Origin of the sequence: Brevibacterium sanguinis, assembly GCF_039528855.1 — a bacterium.
In the GTDB taxonomy this organism is placed as follows: Bacteria; Actinomycetota; Actinomycetes; order Actinomycetales; family Brevibacteriaceae; genus Brevibacterium; species Brevibacterium sanguinis.
In genome coordinates this window covers 76,094-92,937 of the sequence record NZ_BAAAMB010000001.1, presented here as the reverse complement: position 1 = coordinate 92,937, position 16,844 = coordinate 76,094, and the positions used below count along the sequence as shown (strand labels likewise).

13 protein-coding genes are annotated in these 16,844 nt (G+C 68.4%); 1 reads left to right on the top strand and 12 read right to left on the bottom strand.

The annotated features are described in order from the left end of the window. Positions 1-106: 106 nt before the first annotated feature. Both ABD154_RS00415 and ABD154_RS00410 read right to left on the bottom strand, forming a co-directional pair. Positions 107-1,180 carry an LLM class flavin-dependent oxidoreductase gene (locus tag ABD154_RS00415; protein ID WP_211978780.1) on the bottom strand — a complete coding sequence of 358 codons (1,074 nt, stop codon included), beginning with the start codon at positions 1,178-1,180 and terminating at the stop codon, positions 107-109. A 228-nt stretch (positions 1,181-1,408) separates the two neighbouring features. Further along, positions 1,409-3,637, bottom strand: coding sequence for an HNH endonuclease signature motif containing protein (locus ABD154_RS00410; protein ID WP_344249323.1), 2,229 nt, complete (start codon positions 3,635-3,637; stop codon positions 1,409-1,411). 237 nt (positions 3,638-3,874) lie between these two features. Between ABD154_RS00410 and ABD154_RS00405 the strand changes: the two genes are divergently transcribed. Then, a complete protein-coding gene (locus ABD154_RS00405; protein WP_344249321.1) occupies positions 3,875-5,062 on the top strand; it encodes an NAD(P)/FAD-dependent oxidoreductase in 1,188 nt (395 codons plus the stop codon). Positions 5,063-5,149: 87 nt separating this feature from the next. On the opposite strand, the gene ABD154_RS00400 is transcribed toward ABD154_RS00405, so the two are convergent. From ABD154_RS00400 to ABD154_RS00355, 10 genes are all read right to left on the bottom strand, one after another. Continuing rightward, on the bottom strand, positions 5,150-5,545 hold the full coding sequence (locus tag ABD154_RS00400) for a universal stress protein (protein ID WP_198499629.1): 396 nt from the start codon (positions 5,543-5,545) through the stop codon (positions 5,150-5,152). Positions 5,546-5,778: 233 nt separating this feature from the next. Next, entirely contained in the window at positions 5,779-7,209 is a 1,431-nt protein-coding gene (locus ABD154_RS00395; protein ID WP_344249315.1) for an APC family permease, read from the bottom strand. Positions 7,210-7,251: 42 nt separating this feature from the next. After that, positions 7,252-8,061 carry a type 1 glutamine amidotransferase gene (locus ABD154_RS00390; protein WP_344249313.1) on the bottom strand — a complete coding sequence of 270 codons (810 nt, stop codon included), beginning with the start codon at positions 8,059-8,061 and terminating at the stop codon, positions 7,252-7,254. Beyond that, positions 8,058-9,086, bottom strand: coding sequence for a dipeptidase (locus ABD154_RS00385; protein WP_344249311.1), 1,029 nt, complete (start codon positions 9,084-9,086; stop codon positions 8,058-8,060). The genes ABD154_RS00390 and ABD154_RS00385 overlap by 4 nt, the downstream gene beginning before the upstream one ends. 367 nt (positions 9,087-9,453) lie before the next feature. Continuing rightward, entirely contained in the window at positions 9,454-10,605 is a 1,152-nt protein-coding gene (locus ABD154_RS00380) for a DUF819 family protein (RefSeq protein WP_344249309.1), read from the bottom strand. Positions 10,606-10,708: 103 nt separating this feature from the next. After that, the gene (locus tag ABD154_RS00375) at positions 10,709-11,521 is read right to left on the bottom strand and encodes a serine hydrolase (protein WP_344249307.1); all 813 of its coding nucleotides are present in this window, start codon (positions 11,519-11,521) and stop codon (positions 10,709-10,711) included. Positions 11,522-11,585: 64 nt separating this feature from the next. Continuing rightward, positions 11,586-12,893 (bottom strand): S66 peptidase family protein, encoded by a 1,308-nt coding sequence (locus ABD154_RS00370; RefSeq protein WP_344249305.1) that lies wholly within the window; start codon positions 12,891-12,893, stop codon positions 11,586-11,588. Then, positions 12,890-14,668: an ATP-binding cassette domain-containing protein gene (locus tag ABD154_RS00365; protein ID WP_344249303.1), complete on the bottom strand. Its 1,779-nt coding sequence runs from the start codon at positions 14,666-14,668 to the stop codon at positions 12,890-12,892. The genes ABD154_RS00370 and ABD154_RS00365 overlap by 4 nt, the downstream gene beginning before the upstream one ends. Next, positions 14,665-15,705: an ABC transporter permease gene (locus ABD154_RS00360; RefSeq protein WP_344249301.1), complete on the bottom strand. Its 1,041-nt coding sequence runs from the start codon at positions 15,703-15,705 to the stop codon at positions 14,665-14,667. Before ABD154_RS00360 ends, ABD154_RS00365 begins: the two co-directional genes overlap by 4 nt. After that, positions 15,705-16,814, bottom strand: a complete 1,110-nt coding sequence (locus ABD154_RS00355; RefSeq protein ID WP_344249299.1) for an ABC transporter permease — start codon at positions 16,812-16,814, stop codon at positions 15,705-15,707. The genes ABD154_RS00360 and ABD154_RS00355 overlap by 1 nt, the downstream gene beginning before the upstream one ends. Between the last annotated feature and the right edge of the window lie 30 nt (positions 16,815-16,844).

Here is a 16,844-nt window from a genome sequence, read left to right as displayed (position 1 = left end):
TGAACAGTCCGTTTCTCGGACTGCCTCTCACCGTTGGAGTTCACCGCTGGGGCTCACCGCTGGAGTTCCCCGCTGGGGCTCGCAGCTCGGGGCTCACAGCTCGGGCTCACCGCAGGATCTCACCGGCGAGCAGCTCGAGGGTCTGGATCCGTGCGGCATCCTCGCGCAGGCCCTCGCCGTCCATGGCGCCGGCCACGGGCTGGAGCATGACCTCATCGACTTCGAAGCGGGCGGCGAGCTCCTCGATCTGGGTCGTCGCCGACTGCGGGTCGCCGATGATCCAGTTCTTCGACAGCTCTTCGGCGACCATGCGCTCCTGATCGGTCATCACCGACCGCACGTCATCGCCGGCCAGTCGCAGCGGTCCCATCGCCCCTCCGGTGCGCAGCCGAGCCATCTGCAGCATGAAGGGTTCGGACCGCAGCCGGGCCTCCTCCTCGGTGGGTGAGACGACGGCGTTGACGGTGACGAAGGTGCGCGGCTCATCACCGTAGGCGCCAGGCGTGAAGTTGTCACGGTAGATCTTCATGCCCGTCGTCGCGCCGGCGGCGAAGTGGTTGGCGAAGACGTAGGGCATGCCGAGTTCCGCGGCGAGGCGCGCCGAGTATCCCGAGGATCCGAGCAACCATGGCAGCACCTGGGTGCCCGGGACGGGTGCGGGAGTCGCGCGCAGCGTGTGTTCGCGTCCGCCGTGCAGCGGGATGCGCACGCCCTCGGCGGTCATCAGGGCCAGGGTGTCGATGACGTGCTGGGGGAACTGCTCGACGGGGTCGATGGTCTGACCGTTCCGGTCGACCATCCGTCCTTCGCCGAGGTGGCCCCGCATCGCCGCCGAGGTGATGGGATCCGTGCCCGGCGCCCGTCCGATGCCCAGGTCGATGCGGTCTCCGTAGATCGCTGCGAGGAGGGAGAAGAGTTCGGCGACGGCGAGTGGGGCGTGGTTGGGCAGCATCACTCCACCCGAGCCCAGCCGGATGCGTTCGGTGCCCTGGCCGAGGTACATGAGTTCGGCTCCGGGCATCGTCGAGGCAATCGACGGCATGTTGTGGTGTTCGGCGACCCAGTAGCGGGTGTATCCGAGTGCATCGGCGGCGCGGACGAGTTCGTGGGACGCGGCGAAGGCGTCCGAGGTGGTCTGCCCGACGCGGACGGGCACGAGATCGAGAAGGGAAAGCTCCATGTTCAGGCCAACAGCCGCCTTGACGCGATCATTCCATGACCTGGCTCACACACGGCGCTGACCAGGATCGATCGACTGGCCGGTAGTTGTCTGTGCGCGGGTCCTGTGTGCGGGGATCGTCTGTCCAAGGGGCGCCCGTCCGACGGTCGCCTGTCCGAGGGTCGCCTGTTGGAAGGTCGTTCGATAGAGGCGAGGGCACACTCGTCCCCTCATGCCGTGGTGGCGCTGCTATCCGAAGAGGGTGTCAGCGATGTCGTCGGCGATGAAGCGGGTGTGGAGGATCGGCCGTCGCGCTGGGTCGATGGTCGCCGGAGGCACCCACGCAGCCCTGCCGTCGAAGAGCATGATCGTCTCCCAGTCGGTTCGGTCGATGAGGTGGTGGTGATAGCTGCACGCGAGGGTGAGGTTGTTGATGTTGGTCTTGCCGCCCTCGGAGAACGGCACGATATGGTGTGCTTCGCACCAGCCCGGCGGGGTCTCGCAGCCGGGGAACGTGCAGCCTTTGTCTCGTGCGGCGAGAATCGCCAGTTGGTTCTTGTTGGCGTACCGGTTCTCGGTCTCGACTCTCACCGTGCGGCCTTTTTCGCTCATGAGGTGGAAGAAGACGGTCCCGTTGAGTCCTTCGCGGACAGCGGTGTCGATGGGGAAGCTCTCGGCGGCCCCGGTTGTCGCACGACCGCTTCCTGTGGCGATGTCCTCGGCCTTTGCGGTGACGACGAGCGCGAACGGGGCACCTGCTCCGACGTGATCCATTTCGATGCGGCCGATGATCGTGGCGAACCGCTCGTAGATGCGGTTGCGCACAGATGGCTGCGCTCCGGCCATGGGCACAGCGATGCCGTCGTCGCGCATTCCGTACCCCGCAGGGACATCCGCGGCGCGCGAACTCTGGGCCGACGCGACGGGAAGCTGCTGCGGAGTCGGATCGACGGCGTCGTAACGGTCGCCGCAGAGCACTTCGGAGAACAGTTGGATGACGTCGTCCGCCGCATCGTCGGCGCCCGGATCGCCGCTGCGCCTCGGGACACCGATGCCGGTCGGATCACCGCTGCCGTGTGGCTCATTGTTACCGATGGCCTCACTGCCGCTGACCTCACCGCCGTGACGTGCATCGTCATCGCTGCTCGAGCCCACATCGTCACCGGCTGACTGCATGCCCGTGCCCGGCTCCTCGCCATCGGCTGGCTGAGTGCCGTCGGCGCACGAGTCGGCGCCGCTCTCGGACTCGGACTGCATGCGTGACGTGAGCAGCCCGTGCATGATTCCACCGACCACGGCGTCCAAGCGACCCCTGAGGTCCCAGGTTCCGTCCTTGCGGGCGCGCAGATGGACGGCGAAGTCCTCTCGGGGAGTGTCGTCCTTGGGCAGCTCGCCATCGGGATCAAGCCATTTGAGGATCTCGTCGAAGAGGATCCTTAAGTCTTTGACGTGCACGGCCGGCGCTTTGTCGACGAGGATGCTCTCCGCCTCGAGTCGCTGCGCCTCTGTGACCGAGCGTGGAAGCTCTCCGATGAAGCGGGTGATCAGACCGGCCTGCACCGTTGACAGTCGTCCGGAGCGAAGTCCCTCCGCGATCGCCGGGTTGACGGGTTCGAGCGATTCCCCTGAGGTGGTCACCCGCTTGCCCAGGTTGTCTGCCAGATCGACGCGTCGTGACGCTTCTCGCGAGGACACCCCACAGCGATCCCGCACGAGGTCCTTCGTCGACTTCGCACCGTAGTCCCGTGGAGCACCGACCCGCTGGAACACGGAGAGAGTGACGACTGAGAGCGCTTCGGCGAGGCGGTTGATCGTCTCGATGCCGTCGAGCATCGCGATCGCCTCATCGGGACCCATCGGTCGCGCGAAACACTCCAATTCGTCGACGAGCGTGCGCAGACTTTCGATGCTTCCGGTCATCTCCGGCGCAAGCGACGAGAGATCGGCCCACGCTTCTTCGTTGAGCAGAGGGTGGACCGCCGAGACGGTCGACTGCGCATCGTCGGCAACATCAATGTCGACATTCTCAGGGTCGGACGACGCCGTCTCGTCGGGAAAAGGATCGCGGGGTTCGGCCGGTGGTCCGGACACCCTGTCGTGCATGGTCCGGTCGGAGATCGAGCTGGCGAAGCCCAACCCGACTTCCCCGTCGCCGGGAGCGGGCCCGAGCGAGCCGAGCACACCCCGCTGCCGCTCGATGAGATCGTTCTGCCGGTGGGCGGCCGATTCGTCCCAGTCTGAGCACTCCGCAGGGATCCACCACGCGTCGGGGCCGGCCGCGGAATCGGGAGCATCGCCGCTCGACCGCCGCCTGTCGAGCTTGCGCTGACGACTGCCGTTCGGAACCCGACCTCCGGCCGCACGCGAGCGGCACGCCATCCGCTTGCGGCGTGCGCTCCGTTGATCGCGACTGCGATCCGGGGTGAGGGTCATGTCCTCGAGGTCCGTCCGTCGTCCTGTGGTTCCTGTGTGATCCATCTTACATCCACGGGTGAGATATGTGAAGAGTGATGTACGAATTATTTAGATAATTTTCGCGAGTTTGAATTCATTGTCTCAGCGATTTTCTCGCACCTCTCACCTCGGTGAACCGCCTTGCACAGGGCAGTTATTGCAGTTATCGCAAACGCGATTGCAGACACGACCGCCTCCGAGCACACTGGTCCCTGTCCACCGATCTCTGCACTGTCCGAATCCTGAAGCGAGGGAACTGTCATGACCGCTGCCACTCAGACCATCACCGCCGACGTCGCCATCGTCGGAGGGGGTGCCGCCGGCCTCGCCACGGCGATCGCGCTGGCGCGCTCCCTGCGCCGGGTCGTCGTCATCGACGCCGGTTCACCGCGCAACCGCACGAGCGCCCATGCCCACAATGTGCTCGGGCACGAGGGCATCAACCCGCTCGATCTCGTCGCGAAGGGCCGGACGGAGGCTGAGGGCTACGGGGTCACGTTCATCGACGCCGCCGTGACCGGCGCACAGAGCACCCCCGCCGAGGCGGCTCGCCCCCACCAGGAGAATGCCCCGACCGATGTGCAGGCTCCCGCCGAGGCGGCACCCACCGTGACCGGCGCGCACAGCGCCCCCACCGAAGCAGCTCGCCCCCATCGATTCACCCTCGACACCTCAGCCGGCGTGCAAGTCTCTGCGCAGCACGTCGTCATCGCCACCGGCATCACCGATGAGCTCCCGGACATCCCCGGTCTCGCCGAGGGATGGGGCGACACCGTCCTCCACTGCCCCTACTGCCACGGCTACGAGGTGCGCGGACAGAGCATCGGCGTCATCGGCACCACCGCCCTGTCGTACCACCAGGCGATGATGTTCTCCCAGCTCAGCGACCGGGTGACTTTCATCAGGCACGCTGCGCCGGAGCCGACGGCCGAGCAGGCGGCGATGCTCGACAACCTCGGCATCGCCTTCGTCGATGCGCAGGTCGACGCAGTGCACAGGACCGACGCGGGCACCAACGTGACGCTGAGATCTGCCGCCGGCACCTCGGATCCCGATCAGCCGAACGCCGACCGAGGCCGCGCCGCCACTGCTGGAGCCACCGCCGCTCCCGGACCCGCTGCCGCCAGGTTGCTCACCACCGCCCCTGAGCACTGGGCCACCTCGGCGCCCACCGCCTCCGCGATCACCCTCGAAGCGCTGGTCGTCGGCCCGTTCTTCCGCGCCAACGGCGAGGTCTTCACTCAGCTCGGCGGCACGGTCGTCGAGGATCCGAGCGGCATGGGGTCATCGATCCCCGCAGACCCGACGGGTCGCACCGACATCCCCGGTGTGTGGGCCGTCGGGAACGTCGCGGACATGTCTGCGATGCTCGGCGCGAGCGCGGCCAGCGGCGTGCGGGCCGGCGCGATGATCAACTACGAGCTCATCCAGAGCGCCCTCGTCGGCTGAGCCACGTCACCGGGCGGAACCTCATCCGACGGGCACCCGCCTCAGCACAGCCCAACGCGCAGTCCAGCCCAGCGCCCAGCACTCAGCTCAGTACTCCGCCTTGACGCAGAGCACGGGGCACACGGCATCGATGATGACCTTCTGGACCGTCGATCCCAGGAGGAACTTGCCCACCGGGGTGCGCTTGCGGGTGCCGAGCACGACGAGCTGAGCCCCCACCTCGGCGGCGGTGGCGATGATCTGCTCCGCCGGGTCGAGTTCGCTGCCCGGGGAGCGGATCTCGCCGCTCACGCCCGCCTCGGCGAGGATGGACTCCACCTCCGCGACCTCCTTCTCACCGAGGCGATGGGAGTCCCGCCGCACGACCGGCCTGGAGGCGTTGACGACGATGACGCTGCTGTCGTGCTTCTTCGCCTCCGCGATCGCGGTGTCGAGGGCCGCGCGCCCGTCCGGGGTGTTGACGTAGCCGACGATGATGGTCATGGTTCACCTTCGCATTCGGTTCGCTGCCGCCCGATCTGGGCGGACGTGAGCATGGTAGGTGGGGCGGGGTGCGGTCGTGCCTCGCCAAGGCGGTCGGAGCGCATCCGCACGACCTCGCCGAGGCGGTCGGATCTCTTCCGCACAACCTCGCCGAGGAGGTCGGAGCGCATCCGCACGACCCTGACCGGGGAGGGCGACGCTCCCCCGCCGGCAGATCCTGGACGGCCCGGTCATCACGTGAGGTCGTCCGGGTGGCGGAAGCGGGTGCTGCGGCCCTTGACCGAGCGGTTCCACAGCCAGGTGATCGCCCAGAGGACCACGCCGATGCCGACGAGCGCCAGCGCGATCTGATACTGGATGAGATCGTCGAGGCGCGCCCACGGTCCGACGAGGAACGCGCACGTGAAGACGCCGAGCCACGGCAGGTAGGTCGGCGATCGGAAGTGCTCGTGATCGACCGGTTGGCGGCGCAGCACGAGCACTGCGACGTTGACGACCGCGAAGACGGTGAGGAGCAGCAGCGAGGTCGTGCCGCCGAGGGAGGCGGTGACGGTCTCGGGCAGGATGTTCGTCACCGCGACGATGAGGGCGAACGCGATGAGGGTCGTGAAGATGATCGACACCCACGGCGAACGGCGGTTCTTCAGCACCTTCGCGAACACCGGCGGCAGCACGTTCTGCTTCGCCATGCCGTAGAGGAGGCGGCTGGCCATGAGCATGTTGATGAGCGCCGAGTTCGCGACGGCGAACATCGTCATGAACGGGAAGATCGCGTCGATCGGAATCCCCGGCGCACCGGCCCGCACGACATCGAGGAGCGGGGTCTCGCTCGTCGCGAGCTGACCGATCGGCACGGCCGCCACGGCGACGATCGAGACGAGAACGTAGATGACGCCGGTGATCGACAGGCCCGTGAGCATGATCTTCGGGAAGATCCGCGGGTCCTTCGTCTCCTCGACCATGTTGACCGAGTCCTCGAAGCCGACCATCGAGAAGAAGGCGAGCGCCGTGGCTCCGGTGATCGCGAGGAAGACGCTCTTGTCCTCGGCGGTCTCGAAGACGACGACGCGGTAGAAGTCGGCGGTGCCGGAGCCGAGGGCGAAGAAGCCGACGACGATGACGAGCAGGAGGCCGGTGAGTTCGATGAGGGTGAGGACGACGTTGAACCACACGCTCTCGGAGACCCCGCGCAGGTTGATCGCCGCGACGAGGGCGAGGAAGCCGAGCGCGATCCACATCACCCCGGTGCCCGAGATGTCCCAGCCGAAGCCGGCGACCATGTTCGCCGCGAAGACGTTCGACGCCGTCGACGCTGAGGTGATGCCCGAGCTGAGCACGGCGAAGGCGACGAGGAACGTGATGAAGTGGATCCCGAACGCCTTGTGCGCATAGAGCGCGGCACCGGCGGCGCGCGGGTACTTCGTGACGAGCTCCATGTACGAGCAGGCCGTGATGAGTGCCACGGCGAAGGCGAGGAGGACCGGCGCCCACCCGGCTCCGCCGACCTGACCGGCGACCGTGCCGGTCAGGGCGTAGACGCCCGTGCCGAGGATGTCTCCGACGATGAAGAGGAGAAGCAGCTTGGGCCCCATCACCCGTTTCAGGGTCTCCGGCTGCTCACCGTCCTTCGAGGTGTCCGCTGATGCTGTCTCGCTGTGACTCACGATTCCTCCGTAGTCGTCTCGAGGCGCTCAGTCCGCAGTCGGTCACCCGCGCTGGTCACGGACCACGGTGAGGAACGCTGTGAAGAGCCTCTTCGCTTCGACGAGGCTGTCGCCCTCACGCTCCTCGGCCTCTCTTTCGAGTGTGTCCTTATTAAACCCCAGTTTGGCCAGCTTCTCCTCGTCCCACCGCGAGATATTCTGCGCGGTCGCCTCGGGATGGAACTGCGTGCCCCACGCCCGCCCGATTCGGAAGGCCTGGATGCGGCACGCCGGACTCGTCGCGAGCAGCACCGCCTCGGCGGGGAGGTCGACGATCCGATCGACGTGGCTCTCGAGGAACGCCGGCCGCGCGGACACCGCGGAGAACACGGGATCCTCGGCGGCCGCCTCGGTGAGGTCGATCCATGTGTACCCCTTCTCCGGGGTTCCCGACTGCGCCTGCACGGTGCCGCCGGCGACGTGGGCGATGAGCTGCCCGCCGAGGCAGACGCCCAGCTGCGGGAGGTCGTGGTCGAGTGCGCGGCGGACGAGATCGGCCTCGCCGCGCAGCCAGGGAGCGCGGTCGGTCTCGTCGGGCATGAGTCCGCCGCCGAGGAGGATGAGGCCGTCGACGCGGTCGAGCTCGGCCGGTTCGGGCACCCCGGTCTCGGGGGCGATGCGGACGTCGGCGTCGATGCCCGCCTCGGTGAGCCAGTCGGCGAACTTCCCCGGCGGGGAGTCGATGTCGTTGACGATGACGAGGACGCGGGGTGCGGGTGACGCCGGCGCGGTCGCGGTGCCCGGCGCCGCCTCGGTGGTCGCGGTGGCGTCGGCTGCCGCCTCGGCGCGCGCCCCAGCCCCAGCGCCCGTCATGACTCCCCCAGGAACGACACGTACGCGTCCTCATGCGCCTCGAGGACGCGCATGACGTTGTCGAAGCCGAGCTTGCGCAGGTCCGGATCCGACCAGCCTCGGCGGGAGAGTTCGGCGAAGAGGTTCGGGTACTGCCCGGCGTCGCCGAGCCCGATCGGCAGCTCATCGACGCCGCAGATGTCCCCGCCGAGCCCGACGTGGTCGATGCCGATCCGCTCGCGCACGTAGTCGCAGTGGTCGGCGACATCGGCCACGGTCACCTCGGGGGCAGTGCCGGTCTCCCCGGCCTCCGCCCAGTCCCAGCGCTGACGCGAGACGAACGACGGGACGAAGGTCATCATCGCCACTCCCCCGTTGCCGGGCAGGCGGTCGAGGACGTCGTCGGGGATGTTGCGCGGGTGCGGGTTGAGGCCGCGGGCGCACGAATGGCTGAAGATCACCGGCAGCGTGGTGAGGTCGAGGGACTGGTGCATGACGCTCGGCGCGACGTGGGAGAGGTCGACGATCATGCCGATCCGGTTCATCTCCGCCACGACCTCGCGGCCGAAGGCGGTGAGGCCGTCGTGCCGGGGTTCGTCGGTCGCCGAGTCCGCCCACGAATGCGTCGTCGACCACGTCAGCGTCATGTACCTCGCGCCCGCGCGGGCATAGCTGCGCAGCATCGCCAGCGATTCGTCGATCTGCTGGCCGCCCTCGACGCCCATGAGCGAGGCGACGCGGCCGGCATCCCGGGCGGCGGCCACCTCGGCGGCGGTGCGGGTGAATTTCAGACGCTCGGGGTACGCGGCGACGAAGCGGCGGACCGCGTCGATCTGCTCCCATGTCGCGACGACGGCGTCGGCCCCGGTGATCGACGAATGGACGTACACCGACCAGAACTGCGCGGCGACATGACCGTCCCGCAGCTGATCCATCGTCGTGAACGGCGAGATCTGCGGGTCGTTGAGCCCGTCGACGCTGTAGTCGCGCTCCTCCCGCAGCCACCACGCGAGGTCGTTGTGTCCGTCGAAGACGTCGATGCTCATCTGTGTCCTTTCGCGGCGGGGAGGGTGATCCTCGCCAAGGTGGTCGCGGTGTGGCGGATTGCTGCGGGGTGGGGGATTGCTGCGGGGTGGGGCTTGTCGCTGAGTCGGGTTTGTCGTTGCGTGGTCGCGGGCAGTGGGCGCTCGCGTACGCCCAGGTTACGCCTCCGGTGCCCCGATCAAGCGGCAGTGCGGATCTGTGTCCGTGCACGCGCCCACATCCGCACTGCCGCTTGATCGAGCGGGCCTGGGGTCGGCAGGGCCTGCGGTCGGGAGAGTCCGCACCGCACCGCGCGCCGGCCGGACGTGAAACCCGGCGCCGGGTGGCGGGGCGGGTCCTGTGGTGGCGCGGCAGGGCCGGCGCTCCGCATCACCCGAGGCTGGACATGATCTGCGCCGAGGCGAGGCCGAGGAAGGTCCCGAGGAACGTGCCCATGAGCGCGAAGAGCACGCCGACGGGAACGAGCTGGCGATTGAAGGCCCCAGCCACCACCGGCGCCGAGGCGATGCCGCCGATGTTCGCGGTGCTCGCCACGGCGATGCTGAAGAGCTCGGTCTTCGTCAGCTTCGCGTAGACGAGCATGATGGCGGCGTGGACGACGATGACGATGAGACCGGCGACGAGGTAGAGCGGGGCCTGCGTGAGCGAGGTGAAGTCGGAGCCCGAGGCGATGATGCCGATGATGACGTAGAGCATGATCGTGGCGAGTTCGCTCGAGCCGCGCACCCGGCCGAACCGCGTCGAGCCGATGATGAGACCGAGGACGCTGACGATGAGGATCGTCCACGTCGAGGCGTTGATGACGGTGCCGATCTCCGGCAGCAGCTCGCCCGCTCGGATCGCCAGCGCCGAGACGAGGAGGGCGAATCCGAGGAGCCCGAAGAGCGCGGGCATCGTCAGCGGCTTCTCCTCGTCGTCAGCCGTCGAGGCGACCTCGAGCTTCGAGGTGTCCGCCTTCGTCCAGCGGTTGAAGCGGTCGGAGACCGTCACGGAGGAGAAGATCAGCAGCAGCCAGAACGAGTAGATGACGGTGTCGACGATGAGCACGTACCCGAAGACGTCCTCGGGCGCCTGGAGGATCTCCTGCACCGCGACCATGTTCGCCGACCCGCCTGTCCACGAGGCATTGAGGGCACCGAGCGCCTTCCACGCCTCGGGGTCGAGGACCGAGCGGAGGATGAGATAGCTGACGAGGAAGCCGGCGACGATGCTCGCGGCGGTCACAGCGAACGTGAGGAGCAGCTTGGGACCGAGCCGGATGATCTGCCGGATGTCGCACTTGAAGAGGAGAAGGAGGATCATCGCCGGCAGCAGGGCCGTGCGCAGGCCGTCGCCCACCTCGGTGACGGAGTCGGAGTGGTCGAAGACGCCGACCGTGTTGAGCAGGGCCGCGATGATGTAGAGGAAGACGAAGCCGGGCACGTGGGCGAAGATCCGGAAGCGGCCGCTGTGGCCGGCGATGACGAGGGCGGCGGCGATCGCGATGAGCACGCTGATGAAGAGGAAGCCGTCGGAGATCATGGGGTGGTCCTTCAGTCGGGGAAGCGGTGGGGCTGGGTTGTCAGTGGTGCTGGGCGGGTGGCTGGGCTTGGTAGCCGGTGGCGCTGGGTGGTCGGTGGCGCTGTCAGAGGAAGCGGTGGATGGCGTCACCGGCGGCGCGCATGACCGGCATGACCTCGACGACGCGGTCCGTCCCCTTCTCCCAGTTCGCGAAGACCGCGTAGGCGACCCGGCGCCGAGGCGTCATGACGATGCCGGCGTCCGCGCGGATCGCACTGTCCGTCCCGGTCTTGTTCCACACCCAGACGTCACGCTGGTAGTGGTAGTGGGCGAGCGGATCGAGGTCGAACGCCGAGGCGACCATCGAGGTGTCCGCGCCGGCACCCAACCAGCGACGGAAGATCTCATTCGTCGACTCGTCCCAGAACTCGTCTCTGGCGTGGCGGGCCATGAAGTCGCTGAGCTCGGCGGCGGTGCCGGTCGACAGGGTGCGCGGGGCCTGCGCGGGCCGCGGCCAGCGGAGGAAGTCGTGGAGTCCGGAGTTCCGGTAGCCGAGGGCGGCGACCAGCCGGGCGACGTTGTCGAGTCCGACGCGGCGGATGAGGACGTTCGTCGCGAAGTTGTCGCTGAACGCCCCGATGAGGACCGCGACGTCGTAGATGCTCAGGTCGTTCTGCTCCATGAGGTACCAGATGCCCGACTCGTCGATGCGCTCCGATGGTCTGCGGCTCAGCCGCTCCGCGAGGTCGAGCGTCCCGTCGACGGACATCTGCAGGGCTGTGTGGAGGAGGAAGACCTTGCCCATGCTCGCGGTGTCGAGCTCGTCCTCGGCATGGTGCGCGAAGACCTGCTCCCCGCTGTCGACATCGAAGGCGAGCGCGCTGAAGCGCACCCCGGGCAGACTGTCGAAGCCGATGTCGCTCGTCGTCTCATTCATCTCGTCGCCCTCCGGTTTCTCTGCTCGCTCATCCGTCTCTGTTCGCTCATCCGTCTGTTCTCGCTCATCGTTCGACCCACATCCGCGGCCGCTGCCCCATTGTCGCCTCGAGTCTCACGTCGACGCCGAGCGGGGTGCTCGGCGCATCGGGGTCGTGGCCGAACCCCATCTCCGAGACGATCGGGATCCCCGCCTCGCCGAGGAAGTCGAGGACGAGAGCCTCGATCTCGTCGATCGGCGCGCAGTCGATCCACGACCCGAGGACGAGGGCATCCGCCGAGGCGAACCACCCGCCGCGGACGAGCTGGACGAGGAGGTTGTCGAGACGGTAGAGCTCTTCATCGACGTCCTCGAGCATCGCGATCGCCGGTCCTCGCGTCGCACGCCGGGTGCGGACGTCGGCGAGTTCCGGGCTGCCCAGTCCCGCCGCGACGAGACTGAGGTTGCCGCCGACGAGCCGCCCGACGGCTGTGCCCGGCACGAGCGTCCGCGCGCGACTGACTGGAGTGGTGTCCGCAGACGTGGTGTCCGCGGACGTGCCGTCCGACTGGGCCCGCGAGCGCGAGTCCCGCAATCCCCAGGACGAAATGGTCTGAGAATCGGCCGAATTCTCCGACCATTTCGTCCTCGAGTCGTCGCCGGCAGAGCCGGTTCGCGAGGCGGAGGCGTCCGCTGGCGATCTCCCGGACGCAGAGTGTCGATTCTCGCGGCCCGCATCGACACTCTGCGTCCGCGATTCGGGCGGAGAGGGGGTACCGGGGGCGCTGAGGTGCGCGTGACTGGCTTCCCCGGGATCGCCGGGGTGCGAGGTCTGTGCGTCCGGGGCCCCGGTCGTGTCGGGCGGGAAGCCGAGTTCGCGCCCGCCCCAGGGGGCGAAGAGCCACGAGGCCACCTCGGCGGGGACGACGGCCGACTCCTTGAACGGGTCGTTGCCGGGCATCGGGCAGAAGAGCGTCGCGACGCCGAGGTGGTGGTCCCAGGCCTGGTGAAGCGCGGTGATGTCCGAGGACCCGGTGAGCAGCTTGGGGCGTCCGTCGGGGCGCAGTCCGTGGCGGGCCAGGTGGGCGAAGTCGAGGCCGTCGAGCAGTCGCATCGCCCCGTAGCCCCCGCGCAGTGCGATGACCGCCGCGGCCGTGGGGTCGCACCACGCGTCGACGAGGTCGGCGCGGCGCTGCTCATCGGTGCCGGCGAGGTAGTTGACGCGCGGATGCCGGGCGCGCAGATGAGCGCCCGGTACGACGTTGAGACCCCACGCCTCCAGCTGGGAGATCGCCCGCTGCAGCGAGTCCTCGTCCGCGGGGCCCGAGGGGGCGATGAGACGCACGGTGTCCCCGGGGACCAGAGGCGCGGAGTCGAGATAGGGGCTGGTCATGTGTCGTCGGTTCCCGCACGATCCGCGGTCCACTGCGCCGAGACGCCCTGCGCGGTGGCGTCTGGTGCGGTCACACCCGGTGCCGCGCCATCCGACGACGCAGCACCTCCCGGCACCGTCGCACCCGACCGGACGAGGCTCTGGCTGCCCAGGCGGGGCACGGCGGCGAGGAGTTCGCGCGTGTACGCGTGCTGAGGGTCGGCGAGGACCGTGTCGACGGGTCCGTATTCGACGATCTCTCCCTGCTTCATCACCGCCACCGTATCAGCGATGTTCCAGGCCAGGCCCAGGTCATGGGTGATGATGAGCGCACTCATCCCGAGGTTCTTCTTCAGCGCGAGGAAGAGGGAGAGGATCTCTCCGCGCACCGAGGCATCGAGGGAGGCGACCGGCTCGTCGGCGAGGAGGACCTGCGGGTCGAGCGCGAGGGCACCGGCGATGACGACGCGCTGTCGCTGACCGCCGGAGAGCTCCTGCGGAATCGACTCGAGGTAGTCCGCAGCCGGGGTCAGCTCCGCGGCCTCGAGCGCTCCGATGACCTTCGCGTACTCGTCCTCGGTCAGCCCCTGGACCTGGAGTCCCTCGGCGACGGCTTCGTAGACGCTGCGCTTCGGATTGAGCGACCCCGCCGGGTCCTGGAGGACCATCTGCACCTGGCGCCGGAATGCCCGCAGGTCCTTGGCCTTCCTGGGCAGCGGCCGGCCGGCGAAGGCGATCCGCGATCCCGGGTCGGTCTCCTGCAGGCCGAGGAGTGAGCGCGCCAGCGTCGTCTTCCCCGATCCCGACTGACCGACGACGGCGAGGATCTCGGCCCTGCGCAGGGCGAGGTCGACGCCGTGGACGGCTCTCTCCCGGCCCTGCCGGGTGTCGAAGGTGACGCTGAGGTTCTGCGCCTCGAGCACCACCTCGTCGGTCATCGTGAACGGATCGGTCAGCCGCACCTCGGCGGGTTTGGCGGTGCGCGGACGCAGACGCGACTCCTCGTCGCCGATCTGCGGGAACGCCCCGGCCAGCTGTTTGGTGTACTCCTCCCGGGGGCGCAGGCACACGTCGTCGCTGGGACCGTATTCGACGATCCGGCCGTCCTTCATGATCGCGAGGTTCGCGCACACCGCGGAGAGCACGGCGAGGTCGTGGCTGATCATCAGCAGCGAGATGCCGCGGTCGGCGACGAGGTCGGCGAGCCCGGTGAGGATCTGCTTCTGCACGATGACGTCGAGGGCGGTGGTCGGCTCGTCGGCGATGATGATGTCGGGTTCGCACGCAAGCGCCATCGCGATCATGATCCGCTGCTTCTGCCCGCCCGAGAGCTCGTGCGGGTACGCCTCGGCCTTCGCCGGGTCGAGGTCGACCTCGCGGAGGAGCTCGAGCATCCGCGCCCGACGCTTCTCGGGCGTCGTCCACGTGCCCTTGGCGTGGTGTTCGAGGGCTTCGACGATCTGCCGGCCGACTCGGCGGACGGGGTTGAGGGAGTGGAGCGCGCCCTGGAAGACGATCGACGCCTGCGCCCAGCGCACCGCACGGATCTGCCCGAAGCTGAGATCGGAGATGTCCTGGCCGCCGAGGCGGACGTGCCCGGTCACCGTCGCCGACTTCGGCAGCAGCCGCAGCGCCGACATCACGAGCGTCGACTTCCCCGAGCCCGACTCACCGGCGATGCCGAGGGTCGACCCGCTCGGCAGGTCGAGGCTGACGTCGATGACGGCGGGCACGTCGCCGCGCGAGGACGAGGAGCGGTAGGTGATCGAGACGTCGTCGAAGCTGAGATCGGTCATCGGCTGCTCCTCAGGGTCGGATTGATGATCGCTTCGAGCGCCCGGCCGACCATCGTGAACGCGAGGACGACGAGGAGGATCGCGATGCCCGGCGGCAGCACGTACCACCAGTATCCCGAGGTCGCCGCCGAGGCGTCCATCGAGTTCTTGAGGATCGTCCCCCACGATTCCGAACCCGGGTCCCCGAGGCCGAGGAACGCGAGCGTCGACTCCGCGATGATCGCGCTGCCGACCATGAGCGTCGTGTTCGCGAGCACGAGCGGCATGACGGCGGGCAGCAGGTGCTTGACGAGGATGTGCCGATGTCCGGCACCGAGGATGCGCGCCCGCTCGATGTAGAGCCGGGATTCGACGCTGAGGGTCTGCGAGCGCACGATCCGGGCCGTCGACGCCCACGAGGCGATGCCGATCGCGACGACGATCGTGAAGACCCCGCGGTCGAGGACGGTGGAGAGGACGATGGCGAGCAGCAGGGAGGGCAGGACGAGAAAGAAGTCGATGAGGCGCATGACGACGGCCCCGACGATGCCGGTGAAGTGTCCGCCGGCCAAGCCCATGAGCGTGCCGATGACCATCGACATCAGGGTCGCGGCGACGCCGACGAGGAGGGAGACGCGCGAGCCCCAGACGATGCGCGCCCAGATCTCGCGGCCGAGGTCGTCGGTGCCGAGCGGGTGGGCGAGGCTCGGCGGGGCGTAGCGCGGAACGTCGAGCTGCTTCGTCACGTCGAGCATCGAGGCCGGAGCGATGACGGGAGCGAAGATCGCCATGAGGACGAAGAGGAGGAGGACGATCGCCCCGATCATCGCCGGGGTGTCGGAGCGGAAGGCGCGCCAGTTGCGTCGGAGACTGCGCAGACGGCGTTCACGGACGAGCTTCGCACTGTCGAAGACGGCGGCACCGCCGCGGGTGGCAGCAGACCGTGGGGGCTCGGTGCCCGGGGACTGTGCGGATCCGGTCGTCGGGGACGATGCGGGCTGGGTGCCCGGGGTCGATGCGGATCCGGGGGCCGCCTCGGCGCGGTGATCGTTGTCCATCACGCTCTCCTCACTCTCGGATCGAGCCAGCGGTAGACGAGGTCGGCGGCGAGGTTCATGACGATGATGATCGCGGAGAACACGACGAATGTGCCTTGGAGGAGGGGCAGGTCGGGGCCGCTGATCGCGTCGAAGGTGAGTTTGCCGAGGCCCGGCCAGGAGAAGATCGCCTCGACGGTGACGGCGCCGGCGATGAGTCCGCCGAGGTGGAGGAAGACGACCGTGACCGTGGGCAGGAGTGCGTTGGGCACGGCGTGTCGGCGGCGGACTTCGTCCTCGGTGAGGCCCTTCGCGCGAGCGGTCGTGAGGTAGTCCTCGGACATCTCCTCGATGAGGGAGGCGCGCATGACCATGAGGAACTGCGCGTAGACGACGGCGACGAGGGTGATGACCGGGAGGATGAGGTGGCGGATGACGTCGATGATCGCCTCCGGTGACCACGGGTCGAGTCCGGGCGTGATCATCCCACCGGTCGGCAGCCATTGGAGGGTGCCGCCGAAGACCATGAGGAGGATGAGGCCGAGCCAGAACGTCGGGACCGACCAGAAGACGAGGGCGGTGGAGGAGGCGAGCTTGTCGAAGAGCGAGTTGCGCCGCCACGCCGAGAGCTGTCCGAGCCAGAGGCCGAGCACGATCGCGATGACCGCGGCGGTGGCGGTGAGGAGCAGGGTCGGGCCGAGGTATTCGCCGATGAGCGCGGACACGGGTTTGCGGTAGACGTAGCTCTCGCCGAGGTTGCCCGTGACGATGCCGACGAGGTAGTCCCAGAACTGGACGATGAGCGGTTTGTCGAGGCCGTACTGGCTGCGCAGCTCGGCGATCTGGGCCGGGCTCATCGGCCGTTCCTTGGCGATCTTGAGGACCGGGTCGCCGGGGAGGAGCCGGAAGGCGAAGAAGCCGAGGACGATGACGAGGACCATCGAGATCGCCGAACCGCCGAGTTTGCGGAGGAAGTACGCGGCGAACGAGGCGCCCTTCGGCGGTTCGTCGGTGTCGATGGGGGTGCCGAGCCCGTCGACGGCGGGGCCTGAGGCGGCAGGGCCGGTGGTGGCTGGGTCCGAGGTCCCGGGGTCGCCGGGACCGGAGGGGTTGTTCGTCGATGCTGTCACGGGTGCGCTCCTGATGGAGAGGGGGCCGCT